Genomic DNA, 17,311 nt, shown 5'->3' with positions numbered 1-17,311 from the left:
TTACCCCGAACGCTTGCGCCCCATGCGCCAATGCAGCAGAAAAAAGCGCAGCATACTCGTCAAATGCCAGCGTAAATATTTCACGTTACGGTGGCTCGCCCGCTGGGCATTATGAATAACGCGGATATCGCGAACAAGAACGACGCGACGGCCGGCGGCACGCAGGCGCGCGCATATGTCCACGTCTTCATAATAAAGAAAATACCGCTCGTCGAAGCCGCCGATAGCCGCATAGGCATCCCTCGGAAACAGCATGAACATTCCCGCGACCCAATCGGGATAGGCGATATCGCCGTCAAAGCGAATATCCGGAGTTTTTTTTCCGCATAGCTTCAGCGCGATGGAAAGCGGCGTGGGAAAAGGCCGCGCGCTGTCTTCGCGCTCGTTGCGGCTGTTCACCACCTGCGGCGCCAGCAACGCCGCGCCCGTCCGCCGCGCGAACGCCACCAGCCCCGTAAAAGGATCGCCGACCAACCGGACATCGGGGTTTAGGACGCAGAAGTAGTCGCCGCGAGCCGCAGAAAGCGCCGCGTTATGATTGGCGCCGAATCCTTTCGGCGCGGGATTTTCGATCACCCGCACGGGAAACGGCAGCGACGCAGGCAACGCGAAGCCGGCGGGCTCCGGTATATTGAAAGTCACGATCACTTCCAGCGTCGCGGGATCGCAATAACCGGCCACGTCCGCCAGCAGGGCGAGCAACAATGCCCCTTGCCCATGGCTCACGACGGAAACGCTCACCAACGGCGGCCGATCCGGACTCACAGCCCCTCCCCTGCGCGCGAACGCGCCACGTCACGCGGTTCTATTAGAAAGGCGGCCACGAATACACCCCGCTCAGGGCATTTTCCCCGTATCGTTTCGCAAGCCCGCTAAAAAGCCGGAAACCATCATGGTCAAATTTGCGACTCGATCACTCGAGAAAAAGCCGAAATAGATAAACAATTGCAGGCACCGCACCACCTCGGCCGTTTTCCAGCGCAACGGCATGTACGGCCGTCGCTGCAAACGCAGGCTATTCCTAAAAATGTAGTAATAGCGAAACGGGGAATGGCAAGGCACGTTCCGATAGCGCAGGAACCAAATTCGCTTTCGCCTCTCCCCTAAATGGTGAATCATCAAAGCGTCGCACACGCCGTAGAGACGATAGCCCCGGGAGCGAGCCCGAAAACACCACTCCGTGTCGACGTGATCGATGAAAAGACTTTCATCCATGGCGCCGATGGCGTCCAGCGTCGCCATCGGGATCAGCGAACCCGACGCAATCGCGAAATCGATGTCGACAACCCTATGTGGCGCGTCGCAAGCAATCCGTCGAAAACGCAACAGCCCCAACCGGACAAAACCGGAGACCGTCTCGTCCTCCGACGACTTGTAGCGAGGTGCCGCAACGGCGACGCGCGCGCCCTCCCGGCTTTTTTCCTCCGCAACCGCCAACAGGCTTGCGATCATGGCGGGAGCCGGCTCGCTGTCGTGATCGAACAGCACGACATATTTCGCCCCCCGTTCGCGCAAACGGACGATTCCGGCATTCTGAGCGGCGGCGATGCCTTGGTTTTCGCCTAATGCCAACAGCTCGAATTGGCCTGACGCGGGATACGCCCGAATCCAGGCCAGCACGTCTTCCCCCGACCCGTTATCGACGACGACGACCCAATCGACCTGCTCGGCGAGCGATTGGAACAGCCGCGCCAACATCGCCGCGTCCGGGTGATAGGTCACGACGACGGCGCCGACCGCCTTGCCTTTCGCGCTCATGTTCGAATTCCCGATCGGTCACGCATAATGTCAGCCGCCGAATACGCGCGCCACCCGCCGAAAAGCCAGGCGAACCACCTGCTTCATGCCGTCGGACCGGTACCGATAATAAATGCGCTGAACGATGTTTTTGTCGCCATAACGCCCCGGAGGCCGGGTTTTGCCGAGCACCCTGTCCCGGGCGGGCTCGACGCGGCGAATCAAATCGATCAACTGCGCCGTCACGGCGCTCCATCGATAGCTTTTCGCGCAAAGCTGCGATCGTTGCCCGCATTCCGCGCGCCACTGGGAGTCGCGCTTCATCCGCTTGAGCGCGGACACCCAGCCGTCCACGTCCTCGTAATCGACGGACTCGCCGAGCTGCTCATTGGCCACCACGTCGCCGAACGTGTCGCCGCGTGTCGTGATAATCGGCAATCCGCACCACAGATAATCCAACATGCGGGTACGGAAGGCGAACCGCGTCTCCGGATTGTCGAAATGCGCGCTCACGCCCACGTCGGCGTCGAGGAAGTAATTTTGGCGCTGCTCGTAATCCGTCCAACCCAAATTGAAGTGCACGTAACGGTCCCGCAGTCCCAACCGTTCCGCAAGGGCCAACGCGGCGCCGCACATGTCGTGCTCCTGAATCCCCGGATTGGGATGTTTCACGCCGAGGAACACCAAATGGATCGGCTCGCCCTCATCGACCAGCCGGCCCACGGCTTGAATAATGGTCAACGGGTCGAACCACTGGTAAACGCCCCCGCCCCAAATCGCCACAAAGTCGGTATCGGGAATGTCGAACTGCCGCCGCAGCGCCCGGGTCGTTCTCTCCGGCGCGGCATCGGGCAATCCGAACGGCACGATGGAAATCAAATCATTGATGTTGGCGTGACTGGCGCGCGGCCATCTCAGACCGTTGATTCGTCCGGCGACGGCCAAAGCCCCCAGCCAAAAATCGCGCTGCCTCTCGCTGGCGCACAAAAAATGATCCGCATAGCTCAGCTGTTCCGCGGCGACGCCGGCAACGTGCAGACAGTGCGCCTGCCTGGCGTCCTCGGGCATGGCGTCGGATACCTGGTGAAACTCCAACGGAATGGGGCAATACAAATCGGCTATCACCACCCCTTTGAACTGCTTGAGGAATGGATAGCGGGCCAACGCGTCGCCCTGGATGATCACGACGTCGCTGCCGGCGGCGATCTTTCGGAACTCGGCATCGCTAGGCTCAACCAGCGCGAAAGGAACCTCGAGGCTTCCATCGACTTTCGGCGCCGTCACCGTGGTGTCGAAAGTCGAAGACAACGTGGTCGCCAACTCGATGCAACGAATCGCGGGACCGGCCATCCTCTTGCCGATCACGTCATTGCATACGAGCAGGACCCTACGACGCGCCGCCCCGGATGTATCCGCCATATTCAACACTCCGCCTTTTTTATTCTTAGGTGACACTATTCAACAACTCGGTCCATTCCGCCAGATAGCGGTCATGATTGAAGACGTCCATGGCGGTTCGCCTGGACTCGGCCCCCATTTTTTTGACGGCCTCGGGATTGCGCATTAAATACAGAAGATGTTCCCGCAATTCATCGGCGTCGCTGGAATAAAACCCGTTAACCCCGTTTTTGATAAATAAATCAACGTCGTGATTATTCGCATTCACAGTAACCACGCCGCACATCATCGGCTCCGCGCGCGCCCTCGGCATGGGCGAACGCAAGGTGGGATTAAAATAGACGCTGTACTTGCGCAATTGATCCACGTAATTTTTATACTTGGCGAACGCATACACGTTGCCGGAATAATCCACATCCGGCTCGGGGACGGCCAGCTTACTCGGAGAAAACTGCTCAGGGAAATCCTGGTTGAATACCTGCTGGTATAAGTAATACCCACGATAATGAGGCCGCGACGTTACCAACGGGCCAAGCGGAGACAATATCCCCCGTTCGTAAGTCGACGGAGGGAACTCGGCCGGATCGAAACCGTGCCAAATCACCCGGGATCGATGGAATCCCCATTCCTTTTGCGCTTGATGCGAATTGCACACGACCTCCATATCCTTCACGTAATCGACCAGGCGCGCCCGCGCCGGCTCGATCACGGTCATGAGATCGTCGCCGGAATAGCCGGGCGTATACTGCCCATGGAACTGGGGCGTGCCATGGCAAACGGCGATCTTGGGCAGGCTCAGATTTTCCGCGAACCAGCGGAAGGCTGCCCCCCACTCGGGGCCGATCTCCCCGTTGGTGTTTTCATAGGACAGGACGTTTTCGTCGAAATGCAGCAGCGCGAGGTCAAACTCCTCCTCGCGGATCTTGTCCGCCTTAATAAACTTCGCGTTGGGCGGGAACGGGCGCTGACCGAACTCCCACATTTCGCACAGGGGAGAGCCTAATCCGGTGGCCAGATAAAACTCGTGCCCTAGTTTGTACAACTCGTACTGATGCGGAACGTGCCAACGATAAGTCAGCACGCGCAATCGGCGCTTGACGGGTTTGCTGGATGCCGTCCTGGAGATTCGGGAGAAGTAGTCATTTAACTTATCGACGTCCTCATTCCCGGCGACGCTGGCCCCGCAGGCCGCGCCAAATGTCTTCAGCTTGGCAAACGTGCTGAGCGACCAACGGCGAGCGACGAAACCCAATTCGGGATGTTTTTCATATAGTCGCCAGAAATTCTTCAACGAACGGGCGACTTTTTCCGATTCCGGCACGCTCGAGGCATGGGAGATATGCACGGTGAAGGCGTCGTTGGTAAACTTCGGACGAATACCGCGCTTGTACAAGCGATAGCCCATTTCCACATCCTCCCAACCGAATCCCGAGTTGGGATCCATGGAATAGGAAAACAGCGGATCGAACAGGGGCTCGATGATGGCGGATTTCTTGATCGAAAAATTGCGCGTAATGCAGTTTAGGAAACTTTCGAGGTTAACCGGGTCCTGAAGATCCGAAAGATCCAGAGCGCGCCGCGGGTTATTTTCCAGATCGAACAGGAAAGGCAGCGGCGCAGCGTCTTCGCTTTCGATATTCAGCGGACCTATCACCACATCGCCGTCGAGATAGGAATGGGCATCCGCATGGGCTTGAAGAAAGTCGCGGTTCAGCATGCAATCGGCGTCGATCACGATGACGATATCGCCGGTTGCTTCGGCAATGCCTCGATTCCTGGAAACGCAATTGCCGAGATTCTTTTCGTTGCGCAGGATCTTGAACGAGATTCGCCCGTTCGTGTCGTAACGGGAAGACATCTCCTTGAACCCCGCCTCGATCAGGCTCGATTCGTCGGACCGGCTGGCGTCATCGACAAAAACGATCTCAAGCTCGCCTTTGTAGCTTTGCCTGAAATAGGATTCCAACACAGGACCGATTTGCTCGGCCTTCGCGTGCAGAATCGTGACGATGGACATCCGCGGCGTGCGCCTGGCCCTATAGGACTCGATCGCTCGCTCGATTGCCGCGCCGAAGCTCGATTCGTCGATCAACGCGCTGTGCCGGAACAATCCCAGCGCCCGCTCCTCGCCCGCTAGGAGATAATCCGCAAAACTCGGCCAATGGTCCTTATTCGGCGAAGCCGTGCCGTCCGACTCCCGCGCCAAAATGGCCACCGGAACATTCAAGGCACGGGACTGGGCCGCGACTTTCCGAGCAGACTCCGTGGGCAGAGCGGCCGACAACAGCACGATTCGAGGGGATACCTTGGCTAAACTTTCCGAGCCTCGGACGACGGCATAAGGTATCTGCGCCTGCTGGCAGCAAGATACGGCCCACTCCATCGAATCGCCGCCGGTTTCATCCAAATACAACGCCACCTTTTCCGACCCGGGACGATTTTCTTCCGCGGCGCGCCGATAACTGAGCAGGCTGGTTGAACTCTGGAAATTCAGCGACAAATAAAACCCGGGCAGACTTTGCCCTTGCAACCGGCTTTTGACCATTACCGCGCCCAGGCGGCGGCGCAGCAACACATCGCTTCGGCCGGAGGCCGCGCGCCAGATCGCAACGTTGTTCTCCGGCGTGGCGTCGTCGGATTTCAGCGACAGCCATATCCCTCCCTCGACGACGGGAATCGGCCCGGCCAGCTCAAGCCAGCGGTAAGCGTTATCCACCAAGTCGCCGGCAGGCCAACGCTCTTGGTGAATCACGGTACCGTCGGCGGTGTGGACCACCGCGTCGACGGCGCAGGTGTTTTTTCGGCGAAAGGTGGCGAACTGTATGCTGAGCCCCTCGATCTCCCCCGCCAAGGTGTCGAGTCGTTGCGTCACCACAACGCCCTTGAGCAAGTGAATCACGGGGGTATCGTCGGACTCGATGCCGAGCATGCCCGGCAGGTCCTCCTTGCTAACGGCCCCAATACGCTGCCTCACAGCGGTAAGCAAATCTTTAATTGCCATACAGTGTCGCCAATGAAAAAACAAAACCGCAAAGTGGATTCGCGCCGCCACTCGCCGGACGGGCAACCGAAACACCGGTGTCGGGAATTCCTGGATATTTTCCGCATGCCGCGGAAAATCCGACGCCGCCTTAACGCTCGCCCCTTAGGCTACCCAACGCCGGACGCGCCTGTCCGCCGGAAGGACGGCAAGCGCCCCGGCAGCGAGACGCGTTGCCGACTTTTTTCGGCCGCTAAAACAGCGTGTAGATGAAAGGCGCCAAGGCCGATGTTTGCAAGAAAAACAGCGCCACGCCCAAGGAAATCAAGACGATCAAAACCGGCAAAAGTAAAAAATGCCCCTGACGGACAAAGAACAGCAATACCTTGTATAACCCCAGATTCCCGGAGCCGGCCTCGTTAGCCACATCGTAAGGCAGCGTCTTGCCATGCCACCCCTCCATTCCCTCGGTGGGCTGCGCGCCCCAGGCGTATAGCGGATGCGTCCCCCGCCGAGATCTCATAATCGCGCCCACCGGCCATATCAGCCCGTAATAAACCGCGACCAGGATAATCTTCATCAGGCCGTGACCGACCCAGTTACCGAATTTCCGCAACACGCGCTCCGGCAACAACCAAAAATACGGAACGATCAAGGTCACCAACAAAGCGGCGACGCCACCCCACATGGCGGCTTTCCACAACGCATCCCACGCGCCGATGACGATGAAGTATTTGTATGCGCCGACGCCCATCAGGATGAAAGAAATGCCAAAACCGAGCACAAGCAACTGCGTCAGTTCCCGCGACGATTCCCGAAAGCGCCTGCGCGCCAAAAAACCGATTTCCACGTTAGTCAAGGTCGAATCTCCGCAGCCAGGTGTCGCGCTCCTCGTCGGTCATCGGAGCATTGTTCTGTTTGTGTCGCTCGAGCAGGCGATTGCCCGCGACCAAACAATCGATATCCGTCGCCATGAAGCAACGATAGGCGTCCTCGACGGTATTCACTATCGGCTCGCCCCGCACGTTGAACGACGTGTTGATGATCACGCTGCAACCGGTTTGCCGCTTGAACGCCGAGATCACCCCGTAGATGAAAGGATTCCGCGTGGTATCGATGGTTTGAACGCGGGCCGAATAATCCACGTGCGTCACGGCAGGAATTTTGCTGCGCGGCACGTTCAATAGATCGATGCCCCACAACTTCCGCTGTTCCTCGGTGAGCGAAATGCGTTGCTCATCGCGCACCGGATAAGCCAACAGCATATAGGGGCTTTCCTGCGTGATGTCGAAGTATGTGGTGGCGTCCTCCGCAAGAACCATCGGCGCGAACGGACGGAAGCTCTCGCGGAACTTGATCTTGATGTTCATATGCGTCTGCATTTTGGGCGAACGGGCGTCCCCCAGAATCGAACGCGCGCCCAGGGCGCGAGGCCCCCATTCCATGCGGCCCCGAGCCACGGCGACCACTTTTCCCTCGGCAATCAGCTGCGCCATTCGCTCCTGTAGCTGCTGCTCCGGCAGCGACTCCCACACCGCGCCCAGCTTTTCGAGAACACGGTCATCCGCTTCCGATTCCGGAAGAATAGCGGGACCGAGAAAGGAACCCTGCATCCCGTCCGGTTTCTCGACAACGCGTTTATTTCCCAACCGCTGGTGCCAATACCATAGCGCCGCCCCCAAACTGCTGCCGGAATCCCCGGCGGCCGGCTGTATCCAGATTTCGTCGAAAATCCCCTGGCGAGACAGCAAGCCGGTGGACACGACGTTAAGCGCCACGCCGCCGGCGAGCACCAGATTTTTGGCACCGGTCTCCGCCTTCACATGACGGGCCATTTTGAGGACGATCTCGTTCAGTACCGCCTGGATGCTGGCGGCAATATCCATCTCTCGCTGCGTGATCTCGGACTCCGGCTCCCGAGGGGCTCCGCCGAAAAGTTCGGCAAAGGCGGCGTTGGTCATGGCAAGACCGCCGACGTAGTCGAAATAGCGCTGGTTCAACTGAACCGAGCCGTCCTCCCCGACATTAATCAATTTATCGAATATAAGATCGACGTATTTGGTCTTGCCGTAAGGGGCCAGCCCCATCAACTTATATTCGCCGCTATTGATTTTAAAGCCGGTGAAAAAAGTGAACGCCGAATACAACAAGCCCACCGAGTTGGGAAACCGAATCTCCTTCAACAACTCGATATGATTCCCCCTTCCCATCCCGTAGGTAGTAGTGGACCACTCGCCGACGCCGTCGATGGTCAAAATCGCCGCCTCCTCGAACGGAGACGGATAGAACGCCGCTGCCGCATGCGACAAATGGTGATCGCAAAACTGAATCGGCTTCTTCCAGTCCAGTTCGCGCGCGATCACCCGGTCGGTCCATAACTTATTGGTCAACCAAGTCGGAAACGCCTCCAAATAACTCTTGAGGCTGTGAGGCGCCGACAGATGGTAAACGGTCATCAACCGCTCGAAGTGGGTCAGCGGGTGCTCGTAAAACACCACATGGTCTATCTCGGACTCGTCGATGCCGGCGGCCCGCAGGCAATAATCGATGGCGTGCGCCGGAAACGACGAATCGCCTTTCTTCCGTGTGAAGCGCTCTTCTTGGGCTGCGGCGATGATTTTGCCGTCACGGACGATTGCTGCTGCGGCGTCGTGGTAAAAAGCGGAAATTCCCAGAATCGTTGTCATAGCCGAACCGCCGGAGTATTGAAGTCGAAATCCACGCGAACCGTGCGCCCACTTTCATCTGGCTTGGCGAACACATAACGCCTGCCGTTGTTGCGCGGATCGGACCCGTCCGAACTGGAGAAAATCAACGCGGATTTCCAATGAGAATACCGCCCTTTGCCCAACTTCCTTATGTCGTCGTGCAGCGCGTGTGGGAACGGCAAAAAGTTTCCATCCTCAAGCAGAACAAAGGGAGACCGCTTGGGCGATTCCTGCGTATCGGCGGAGTCCTCATTCATTGGTAGCGGATAATCGAACGAAAGCCCCTCCGATTGACTAATTTTCCCCGGCTCCAAGATCGTAGAGGACTCGAATCGTTGTTCCTCGACGAATTGGGCCGTTATGCGCAGCGACGTAATCCGCTTATTCTGCAACTCACCCTGCAAAGACAAGCTCAAGGACGCCCCCGAACCTTCCCCCAACAGTACGTAATCTCGACCTTCGTAATTGCCGGAGTCGTCAAGCATCATCGCCCAAACCTTGAATCGGGTAGCCAGGGGTGCGGCGATGCGAATATCGCGAATGGATACAGGCCGCTGAAAATTAAGCGCTACATGAGGCTCCCCGACGGGCATGCGCAGGAGCGTGTCGCGTTCCGGCCACACGAACTCCCACGAGTACTTGGCCACGGAACGCGGCGCCAAAGACGCAGGCATCCAGTCATTAATCGCCGGCACATCATCCGCCGCGGACAACCGTTTATTGCCTAGTGATGTGCGGTAATTCTTTTCCAAAACGTCGGCCACCTGTGACGCGTAGAACTGGGTGGCTCGAGCGCCAGGATGCCCGTTGGCCGGATTAACCCCCCAGGTCAGCTGACTGCCCACGTCGCCTCCGCAACACGCGATGAACGGGGGCAGAAAATCGTGAAACTCAATACCGGCCTCGGAAAACGCTGTCCGTATCGGCGAATATCTAGGCTCGAACATTTCCGCACTGGGAGAATTAGGCGTCGAGACAACGAACATCGGCACCTTGGCTTCATCGAAAAACGCATGTAACTTAGCAAGCAGCGATTTGTACTGAGCAAAGTTCTGCCCTTCAAGAATCTTCAGTTCCCATGTATTGTAGGAATAGCCTTCCGTTTCCTTGCCGGTCGACTCTTGTTTTTTACGAACACGATCAGCCAGCTGAAACGCGAGAGACGGGAAGTAATCACCAAGATAGCTCAACGTGGCGTTACTATCCGCAGCGTGACTTGGCACGAACTGTTTAACTAATCGTTCGCCTGAAGCGTCTTTCATGTCAGCGTCGTTGGTAACATATCCGAAAACCACAACGTCCGGCTTAACGCTCCCCAACAAATTGTCTTTGGAAAGCCACTCCAGTTGGTCTTGCGTGGAAGCGCCGCTGATGCCCGCCGCCACGACATCGACGTCGTGAAACCCGCGCCGCTCCAGGTCCCACTGCAGCTGCCGCCACCACGTCATGTTTAAATTGGTTAACCCGTCCCCCCAAATAAACGAATCGCCGACGACCAATATGCGTCGCCGGCCGGCCTCGGTCCTGGGCAACGGCATACCGGCCGTATGAACCAGTGGATTACGGGCGCTACTCAGGTTTTTCTTATAGTTTTCGCGATTAATCAAATTGTCCTCAGCGACCCAAGTCTGAGACAAAATCTTGCCCTGGGCCGCCCAATAGTCCAAAACCCGATCGGCTACCAGCGCAATCAGGCCCAGTCCCAGCAATGCATAACCGAAATAAGCCAAACCACGTAGCGGAAGGATCGGTATCGGCCTTTTCATCTGCAACCAAGTAATTGCGCGTATGGGTCCTAGCTCGGCCCGCAACTTTTGAAACATTACAAATCTCTACTCAATAGTAAGCCTGATAAATCGCCCCTATACCCGGCGACCGCGGCAAAAAGCGCGTTTGCGTCAATACTCAAGCCGGCTTGACGCCGGTGACGCACGTCAGCCAATCGCTGGGCTGCGATATATCCACCAACCCGGATTCCTGAAACCACCCCATCACCTCTTCCGGCGAGTGAACCCCGTGATAGGTGGGCGAATATCCGTCATACGTATCGAGTATGTCGTTCTCGATGCCCAACCCCTGATCGGAGAATGGAAACGCCTTGGATATCCACCTGATATAAGGGTTATTTTTGTTGCGCGCCGCAAACGGCACGAACCAGCGACACCAGCTATAATACCAACGGCTGGGTATCTTATTGACGAAAGGAATCCAGGCGGCCCGAACCACATAATCCGGCGTATTCGGATAAACCCAGATCGAGATTCTTCCGCCCGGCTTAAGCAAAGGAACCAGCCGTTGAAAATAAAGCTTGGTGTCCGGCGTATGATGCAGCACGCCGATGGAAAATATGTAATCAAAAGTTCCCGGGGCAAACGGAAGATTGCCGATATCCGCCTGCGCAATCCAGACGTTACTTCTGTCCTGGAAGGTTACCGAGGACGACTCGACGGCAAAACTAAGGTCAACGCCGACCACATTTGCGCCCCAGCGGCTGGCAATGTCGCAATACCGCCCCGCGCCGACACCTGCATCGAGCACCAAAGCGCCCTTAAGCTTTTCAGGTGTAAAGCCCGTCTTTTGCACAAATTGGCTTTCGGAAGACTTGTCGTTGCGAAAGATATCCAGCTGCGTCTGGTTGTGAGTGTTCCACTCCAAACTGAATGAGCGAACGTAATTATCGCTGCTAACGAAGCGCGGAATATTTCGCAAAATCTCGTAAGCGCCGGACTTGGAAACAAAGCCGTCTGCCTCGAGTTTCAACGGCTCTTTGGTTTTCGGATCGACAAGAAACGGCGCGACGGCCTTATACGCAAGATTATTTTGAAACATTGCCCGCCCCTCGAATTTCTTTCACGCTATATTCACGGCCATTTTCCAGCGGGCTTGTATTGTCCGTCGTGGAAAAATAAACAAACTCGCCCCAGTGGGAATACCGCCCTTTTCCGTGAAGCCGGATCTCGCCGTGATTCACGTGGGCGGTGGGCAACGGGACCCCATTCTCGAAAACAACCAAGGACGAGTGATTATCCCTATCGGACAAAATGTACTCCGGCACCGGCGACACCCAGCAAAAGCCATCGTCTTTACGGATATCGCGCAGGACGCCTTCGTAAGGGCGCCTAAACTGCCCGGCGACCACCGCAGTGAACGAAGGCGCCGCTATTTTGCGTGACATGACAAGGAAAAAGGCGACCGCCGCCAAGTATATCGATACAACCAGCTCGATAATACCTAACGAACCGTCCGACTTATCCATATGCAGTTCATTTTTCATATCGCTTCCCCAATTTTCACAAATAACTCAGCAACAACTGCGCCTTTTCTTTTTTCGAGAAGAAAACGGAGGAGTTCAACAATGCATCGCTCAATGTTTTTCGCAATGCCGGATTTTCAAGTATCGCCACGCAATGCGTGACCAGTTTTTCCACGTCCCTCACCGGTGCGACGAACCCATTGACACCATGTTCGATCAACTCGCTCACCGCCCCCGTGTCCGTCGCGACGACGGGAACCCCCAAACATTTCGCTTCGACAACGACATTCGGCGTGCCCTCCTTCAGGGAGGTCAATAGCAGCAGCGTGGATACGCTCAGAAGCGCAGGAATATCGCTTCTGCGCCCCAGAAACTTGACGTTATCGCCGATGCCGGCGCTGCGGGCCTCGGCCTCCATGGTGTCCCGCATCGCGCCTTCGCCGACGAGGAGTACCTTGACGTTGCTTAGCTTGGAAATGACACCAGCGCAGGTTTTTATAAAGCCGACGGGATCCTTCTCCTCCGAAAACCGGAAGATGCCAAGGATCACCGAATCCTGGTCGGTCAGTTTCAGTTCATTTCGTATGGCGTCAACCGCCTTTTCATCGGGCCTGACGAATTCGTCCCTATCGGCCGAATTTTTCAATAAGCGCACGCTATCGGCGTCTATCCCGATCCAATTCGCATAGTCGACGTTGCCCGCGACGGAATTGCCGGTGACGACTAGCCTGTTTGCCCGAACCAAGGTTTGATAGGCCGGTAAAAACCACGGGGTATCCAAATAAGAAAAATTGGTCGGATTGTAGTTTCTGAACGAAATCACGGCCTTAGGCGCATTAACGAGTAAAGCAGCGACGGTTCCCACAATATTGGAACGATCTAGTTGGGACACCACCGCGTACGGCTTAAGGTTATCCAATACCGACGCCAGGCGCATTACCTCAAGCCCGATTTCGGATTTGACAGGGTCCACAAGCGCGATCAAGCCGGGATCTGAAGGTATCATCCTTGCGGCCTCCTCCAAGCATACGTCCCGCAAAGAAATCACATGAACGCCACCGCTTTCCAAATTCGGCAAATAGTGTGACGAAGCACCTTCTAGGGAATCCACCACAACCGTCACCGGCTCGCCAATTTCAGCCAGTCCCAATGCAAGATTGCACCACTGTCTTTCAGCCCCTCCGGACGAAAGACCGTGCGTATACAGAACCAGCGTTTTAGTCTCCGGAACATAGGCTGGCGAACGGTTAGCCGCTTCGACCAAACGCCCCAACGCGTCCTGAAATGTCCCGTTCGAATTGACGACAAAGCTCTCCTGCGAAACCTGCAACAGTTTTTCTGTTTCTTCCGTACGAGGCACCAAACAATACTTTGGAAAGAAACGCGCTATCCACGGCGCGGGCAGGTTTGATTGTGAATAAATAACGTGCCGATTCCAAACCGAATATCGCCCGCCCCCCAGCGCCTCTATCTCCTCGTGAGACGTAGGGACGGGCGGCAAAACTCTTAGGTCTTCGAGTAGAATATATTCCGCAGACAATTCCCTATCCTGATCATCGGCAATCGCCAAAAAACCGCCCGCGATATAGCTAGCCTTGTTATCCCACGCACCAACCTGATCCGCTGACCACTCCGCTATGGCGCGGTATCTTAATCGCAAAGCGCAGACTAGTTTTTCGACGGCCCCGAAATAACGGAACTTATAACGCAGGAATACACCCTTCGGCAGACACTTGTTAATCGCCACCAAAGACGCAACTTTGCAAACCCGTGCCTGCCGAATAAACTCGGGGGTAATTTGCGAACCGTCTTCATCACCAACAATTATCGTTGACCCGGAAATTTCGATGCCGGCCAGACGTAATCCGTTAACAATATCCTGGGTGCCATCAATATATCCAAATAACGTCGATTGCTGTTGCACACATCGCCCTTCGCCTTCCTGTTCGATTTTATTCAACAGCAAAGTCAACAGAATTTGCATGTGCCAGCCGACGACTTGCCGCGCATGGGAAACGTCCTCCCGGTAACGCACCGGAGGACTGACCAGTAAAACAGCGGGCGACAACCACTCGAAATAGCGTACGCGAGGCGGCTCTTGGGAGTCCACTAAATCACCGCCAATACATACCGCTCCTTTCAACGTATCGTATTCGGGAAGTTTGGCCGGGCGGTCGCGCAACCATCTCTCCAACATCACCACGCCCCAAACTTGATACAAGGAGAATCCGTCCGCGCTGCTCTGCTGGTCAACAAATGCGCGCGCGCGTTTCTCGCCCAACCAAGAGCCCAACTTACTTTCCGGGCTAAGCGCCGAACTCAAGGCCTGAATCATGGCGGGTTTTCCCCAATGTGCCGTCAGGGGCAGACCGAAACCTTTCTTCGGCATATCGATAATGTCGCGCGGGAGATACCGATAGGCGATTTCCTTTAATAATAATTTTCCCTGGTGATTCTTCGTCAAATATTCGACCGGAAGGCGTTCTGCGAATCGCGCCAACTCGACATTCAGAAAAGGCGTGCGAACCTCCAACGAATGCTGCATGCTCATGCGATCGACTTTCGGAAGCACTGCGCCAGGCATGTAGTTTTCCGTATCGGACGCCCTCAACCTGCAAAGTAGCGGCACATCGTTAGTATCGATCTCCCCCCTTAGACGATTTAAATGTTTAGCAGCCCCTTCCGGAACCAATCCAATCAGACGATTTAACTGTTCAGGAGTAAAAATTAAGATCCGGTTCGAATAATAGGCTCGCCCTGGATGCCAATTAGAGTCGTGATAAAGCGTGCGATTGTCGAGTTCGTCTCTGAGGGTTTCAAAATAACGTCCATAACCGCCGAACAACTCATCACCGCCGTCGCCCGACAATGCGACAGTTACATACTGACGTGCGAATTGCGACAACAGATAGGTTGGGAGACAGGAACTGTCCGCATTAGGCTCGTCCAGGTATTTACCGGAGTGCTCAAGAAAATCCGTTGCCGAAGGCATTAATATTTGATCGCGATGCTCCGTCCCCAGATGTTTCGCGAAAAGCCGGGCGATTTCATGCTCACTTTCATCAGCCCCTTCGAATCCGATGGAGAACGTCTGCAACGGTACACCCAGCTTTCGACGCGCCAACGCACAAACCGTCGAAGAATCGACCCCGCCGGAAAGAAACGCTCCCAAAGGCACGTCGGCAATCAATCGACGCTGCAAACTCCGCACCAGTATGTCTTCGAGTTCGTCCGCGAGTACCTCCCTTGAGGAGGTGCTGAACCCGGAAGACCCCGGGGAGAATTGGAAATAACGTTGAATTTCCGGGGACTTACCTTCCTTGATTCTCATCCAATGACCGGGAGGAAGCTTGTGCACGTCACGGTAGATACTGCGAGGAGCCCCGACATACTGAAACATCAGCAATTCCGCCAGCGCATCCGCGCTTACGTCGCCGCTAAAACCGGGAACTTCCTCCAAGCACTGCAACTCCGACGCGAATGCAATAGCTCCGCCCTGACACTGCATGTAATAAAGCGGCTTTTCCCCGAACGGGTCACGCGCCAAAATAAGCTCGCCGGACGGCTGATGGAAGGCCGCAAAAGCGAACATACCGTCCAACCGCGCGAGCGTATCCAAGCCCCAAGTAGCGAGCGCGGCCAGTAAAACTTCCGTATCGGTGCGACCGTGAAACGATATCCCTTGAGCAGAGAGGTCTCTTTTTAGCTCAAGAAAATTATATATTTCACCGTTAAACGAAATTACCCATTCACCATCATTCCATCCCATGGGTTGGCGGCCCGCGTCGGAAACATCAATAATCGACAAGCGGCGATGTCCCAAGACACAGCGCCCCTTGTCGTCACCCCAAACGCCGTCCGCATCGGGTCCCCGATGGACCATGCGGTCAGTCATGCGATTGACAAGCCTAAGTTGATCTTCCTTTTCCGCTATCAGGCTGCCGAATGAATATATTCCCGCGATGCCGCACATATTTACCTAGTCATTCAAGTAGTGAAAATCAAAAGCATCTTGCCGCAGAGCCCTTACTAAACTTGGCCCAATCTTTCCAACAAACTCGCGGCCATGCTTTTCGGCGAAAGGTATTTTTCCGCGTACTCCCTGCTCCGTAATCCCATATCCGTTAAAACCTCCCGGTTGTTCTCCAGCGTAATCAACTGATCGGCGACCTCGTCAGCGGTGGAGACATCGAATCCCGGCAACACCTCGGGAAAACGGGAGGAAAAACTCTCGTTCCTAAAGTTGGCCATAACGGGCCGTCCCAACGCGTAGGCATCCGACGTTACCAGACCCGGCAAAGTCGCGCTGAACTGATCGCAAATCAGATCTGCGGACGCCATATTTTCGTAAAACTGCCACGTGGGCATTTCGTCGTACCAACACACCCGATCGACGATACCCAATTCGTCGATCAATTGGCACGCAGCCTCAACGTCCTGTCCTTTTCTTATCAAACTCAATTTACCCTGTCCGCCCAGCCGACAATACCCGCCGAACCCTTTTAACAGGATATCCGTACCCTTGAAGTCCTGGGCGCTTAGTTTTGGATGGCAATCCGGCCGAAACGAAACTCGACTACCGCAAAAAACACTTAATTTTTCGTTGTTTGGCATAGGTTGTGGATCGATACCATCAACATTGGCAAACCAAATATCTAGCCTTTTTTTATCAGTCACGCCCAAAGTATCGAGAATATAATCATTGCCCGGCACTAGCCCTCGAGCGGGGTGAGTCACAATCGCAGCAGACGCAATGCCGTCCCGTTGCCGAGCGACCTGATTGGTCATCAGACGAAGATTGCGCCGTCCTCTTACCGAACATTTGAAATCCATATCCCACATGCTCGATCTAGTGACAATCGAGTCGAAATTAGCCGAATAGCTAACATCAGAACCCGTCAAGAAAATCACATGCGGCGACTTCAAGTAACACGCTAACGACGGACCAACATCGTTCAAAATCGCCAGATCCACTTGATAAGTGAGCTGGTGGACTAAATCATCCACAAGCTCCGTCTCATACAGCAAATCACTTTCTGTGATATGCGAAAAGTCAAAAACCCAGTGAGGGTAGTTGTCCGCCCACTCAGGATACAACGACTCCGGTCTGTGAAGAGCATCTTTGCTATTTATAATCAGACGTACACTATGCCCTAGCTTTTGAAAGCCTTCCGCGTAACGCAGCAGCGAATTATTTGTATTGCCAAATATAGCGATATTCATTTTTTATTTTGC

General features: G+C 55.4%; 11 protein-coding genes. All 11 read right to left on the bottom strand.

Going from position 1 to position 17,311, the window contains the following annotated elements:
* Window positions 1-741 carry a glycosyltransferase gene (locus tag K5607_RS02790; protein ID WP_246598937.1) on the bottom strand — a complete coding sequence of 247 codons (741 nt, stop codon included), beginning with the start codon at window positions 739-741 and terminating at the stop codon, window positions 1-3.
* Between the two features lie 96 nt (window positions 742-837).
* The gene (locus K5607_RS02785) at window positions 838-1,758 is read right to left on the bottom strand and encodes a glycosyltransferase family 2 protein (RefSeq protein ID WP_221048124.1); all 921 of its coding nucleotides are present in this window, start codon (window positions 1,756-1,758) and stop codon (window positions 838-840) included.
* A 30-nt stretch (window positions 1,759-1,788) separates the two neighbouring features.
* On the bottom strand, window positions 1,789-3,087 hold the full coding sequence (locus tag K5607_RS02780; protein WP_156302452.1) for a glycosyltransferase family 4 protein: 1,299 nt from the start codon (window positions 3,085-3,087) through the stop codon (window positions 1,789-1,791).
* A 94-nt stretch (window positions 3,088-3,181) separates the two neighbouring features.
* Window positions 3,182-6,136 (bottom strand): glycosyltransferase, encoded by a 2,955-nt coding sequence (locus tag K5607_RS02775; protein WP_221048123.1) that lies wholly within the window; start codon window positions 6,134-6,136, stop codon window positions 3,182-3,184.
* Between the two features lie 232 nt (window positions 6,137-6,368).
* Window positions 6,369-6,965 carry a DUF5989 family protein gene (locus K5607_RS02770; protein WP_054773630.1) on the bottom strand — a complete coding sequence of 199 codons (597 nt, stop codon included), beginning with the start codon at window positions 6,963-6,965 and terminating at the stop codon, window positions 6,369-6,371.
* A gap of 1 nt (window position 6,966) precedes the next feature.
* On the bottom strand, window positions 6,967-8,802 hold the full coding sequence (locus tag K5607_RS02765) for a carbamoyltransferase family protein (RefSeq protein WP_221048122.1): 1,836 nt from the start codon (window positions 8,800-8,802) through the stop codon (window positions 6,967-6,969).
* A complete protein-coding gene (locus tag K5607_RS02760) occupies window positions 8,799-10,646 on the bottom strand; it encodes an SGNH/GDSL hydrolase family protein (RefSeq protein WP_221048121.1) in 1,848 nt (615 codons plus the stop codon). The genes K5607_RS02765 and K5607_RS02760 overlap by 4 nt, the downstream gene beginning before the upstream one ends.
* Before the next feature lie 82 nt (window positions 10,647-10,728).
* The gene (locus K5607_RS02755; protein ID WP_221048120.1) at window positions 10,729-11,652 is read right to left on the bottom strand and encodes a class I SAM-dependent methyltransferase; all 924 of its coding nucleotides are present in this window, start codon (window positions 11,650-11,652) and stop codon (window positions 10,729-10,731) included.
* Window positions 11,639-12,097, bottom strand: coding sequence for a hypothetical protein (locus K5607_RS02750; RefSeq protein ID WP_054772501.1), 459 nt, complete (start codon window positions 12,095-12,097; stop codon window positions 11,639-11,641). The genes K5607_RS02755 and K5607_RS02750 overlap by 14 nt, the downstream gene beginning before the upstream one ends.
* Window positions 12,098-12,113: 16 nt before the next feature.
* Window positions 12,114-16,049 (bottom strand): asparagine synthase (glutamine-hydrolyzing), encoded by a 3,936-nt coding sequence (gene asnB, locus K5607_RS02745; protein ID WP_221048119.1) that lies wholly within the window; start codon window positions 16,047-16,049, stop codon window positions 12,114-12,116.
* 56 nt (window positions 16,050-16,105) lie between these two features.
* Window positions 16,106-17,299 carry a glycosyltransferase gene (locus tag K5607_RS02740; RefSeq protein ID WP_221048118.1) on the bottom strand — a complete coding sequence of 398 codons (1,194 nt, stop codon included), beginning with the start codon at window positions 17,297-17,299 and terminating at the stop codon, window positions 16,106-16,108.
* Window positions 17,300-17,311: the final 12 nt, after the last annotated feature.

The sequence above is a fragment of the Methylogaea oryzae genome (genome assembly GCF_019669985.1).
Taxonomy (GTDB): Bacteria; Pseudomonadota; Gammaproteobacteria; order Methylococcales; family Methylococcaceae; genus Methylogaea; species Methylogaea oryzae.
This window is presented reverse-complemented; position numbering and strand designations above follow the sequence as displayed.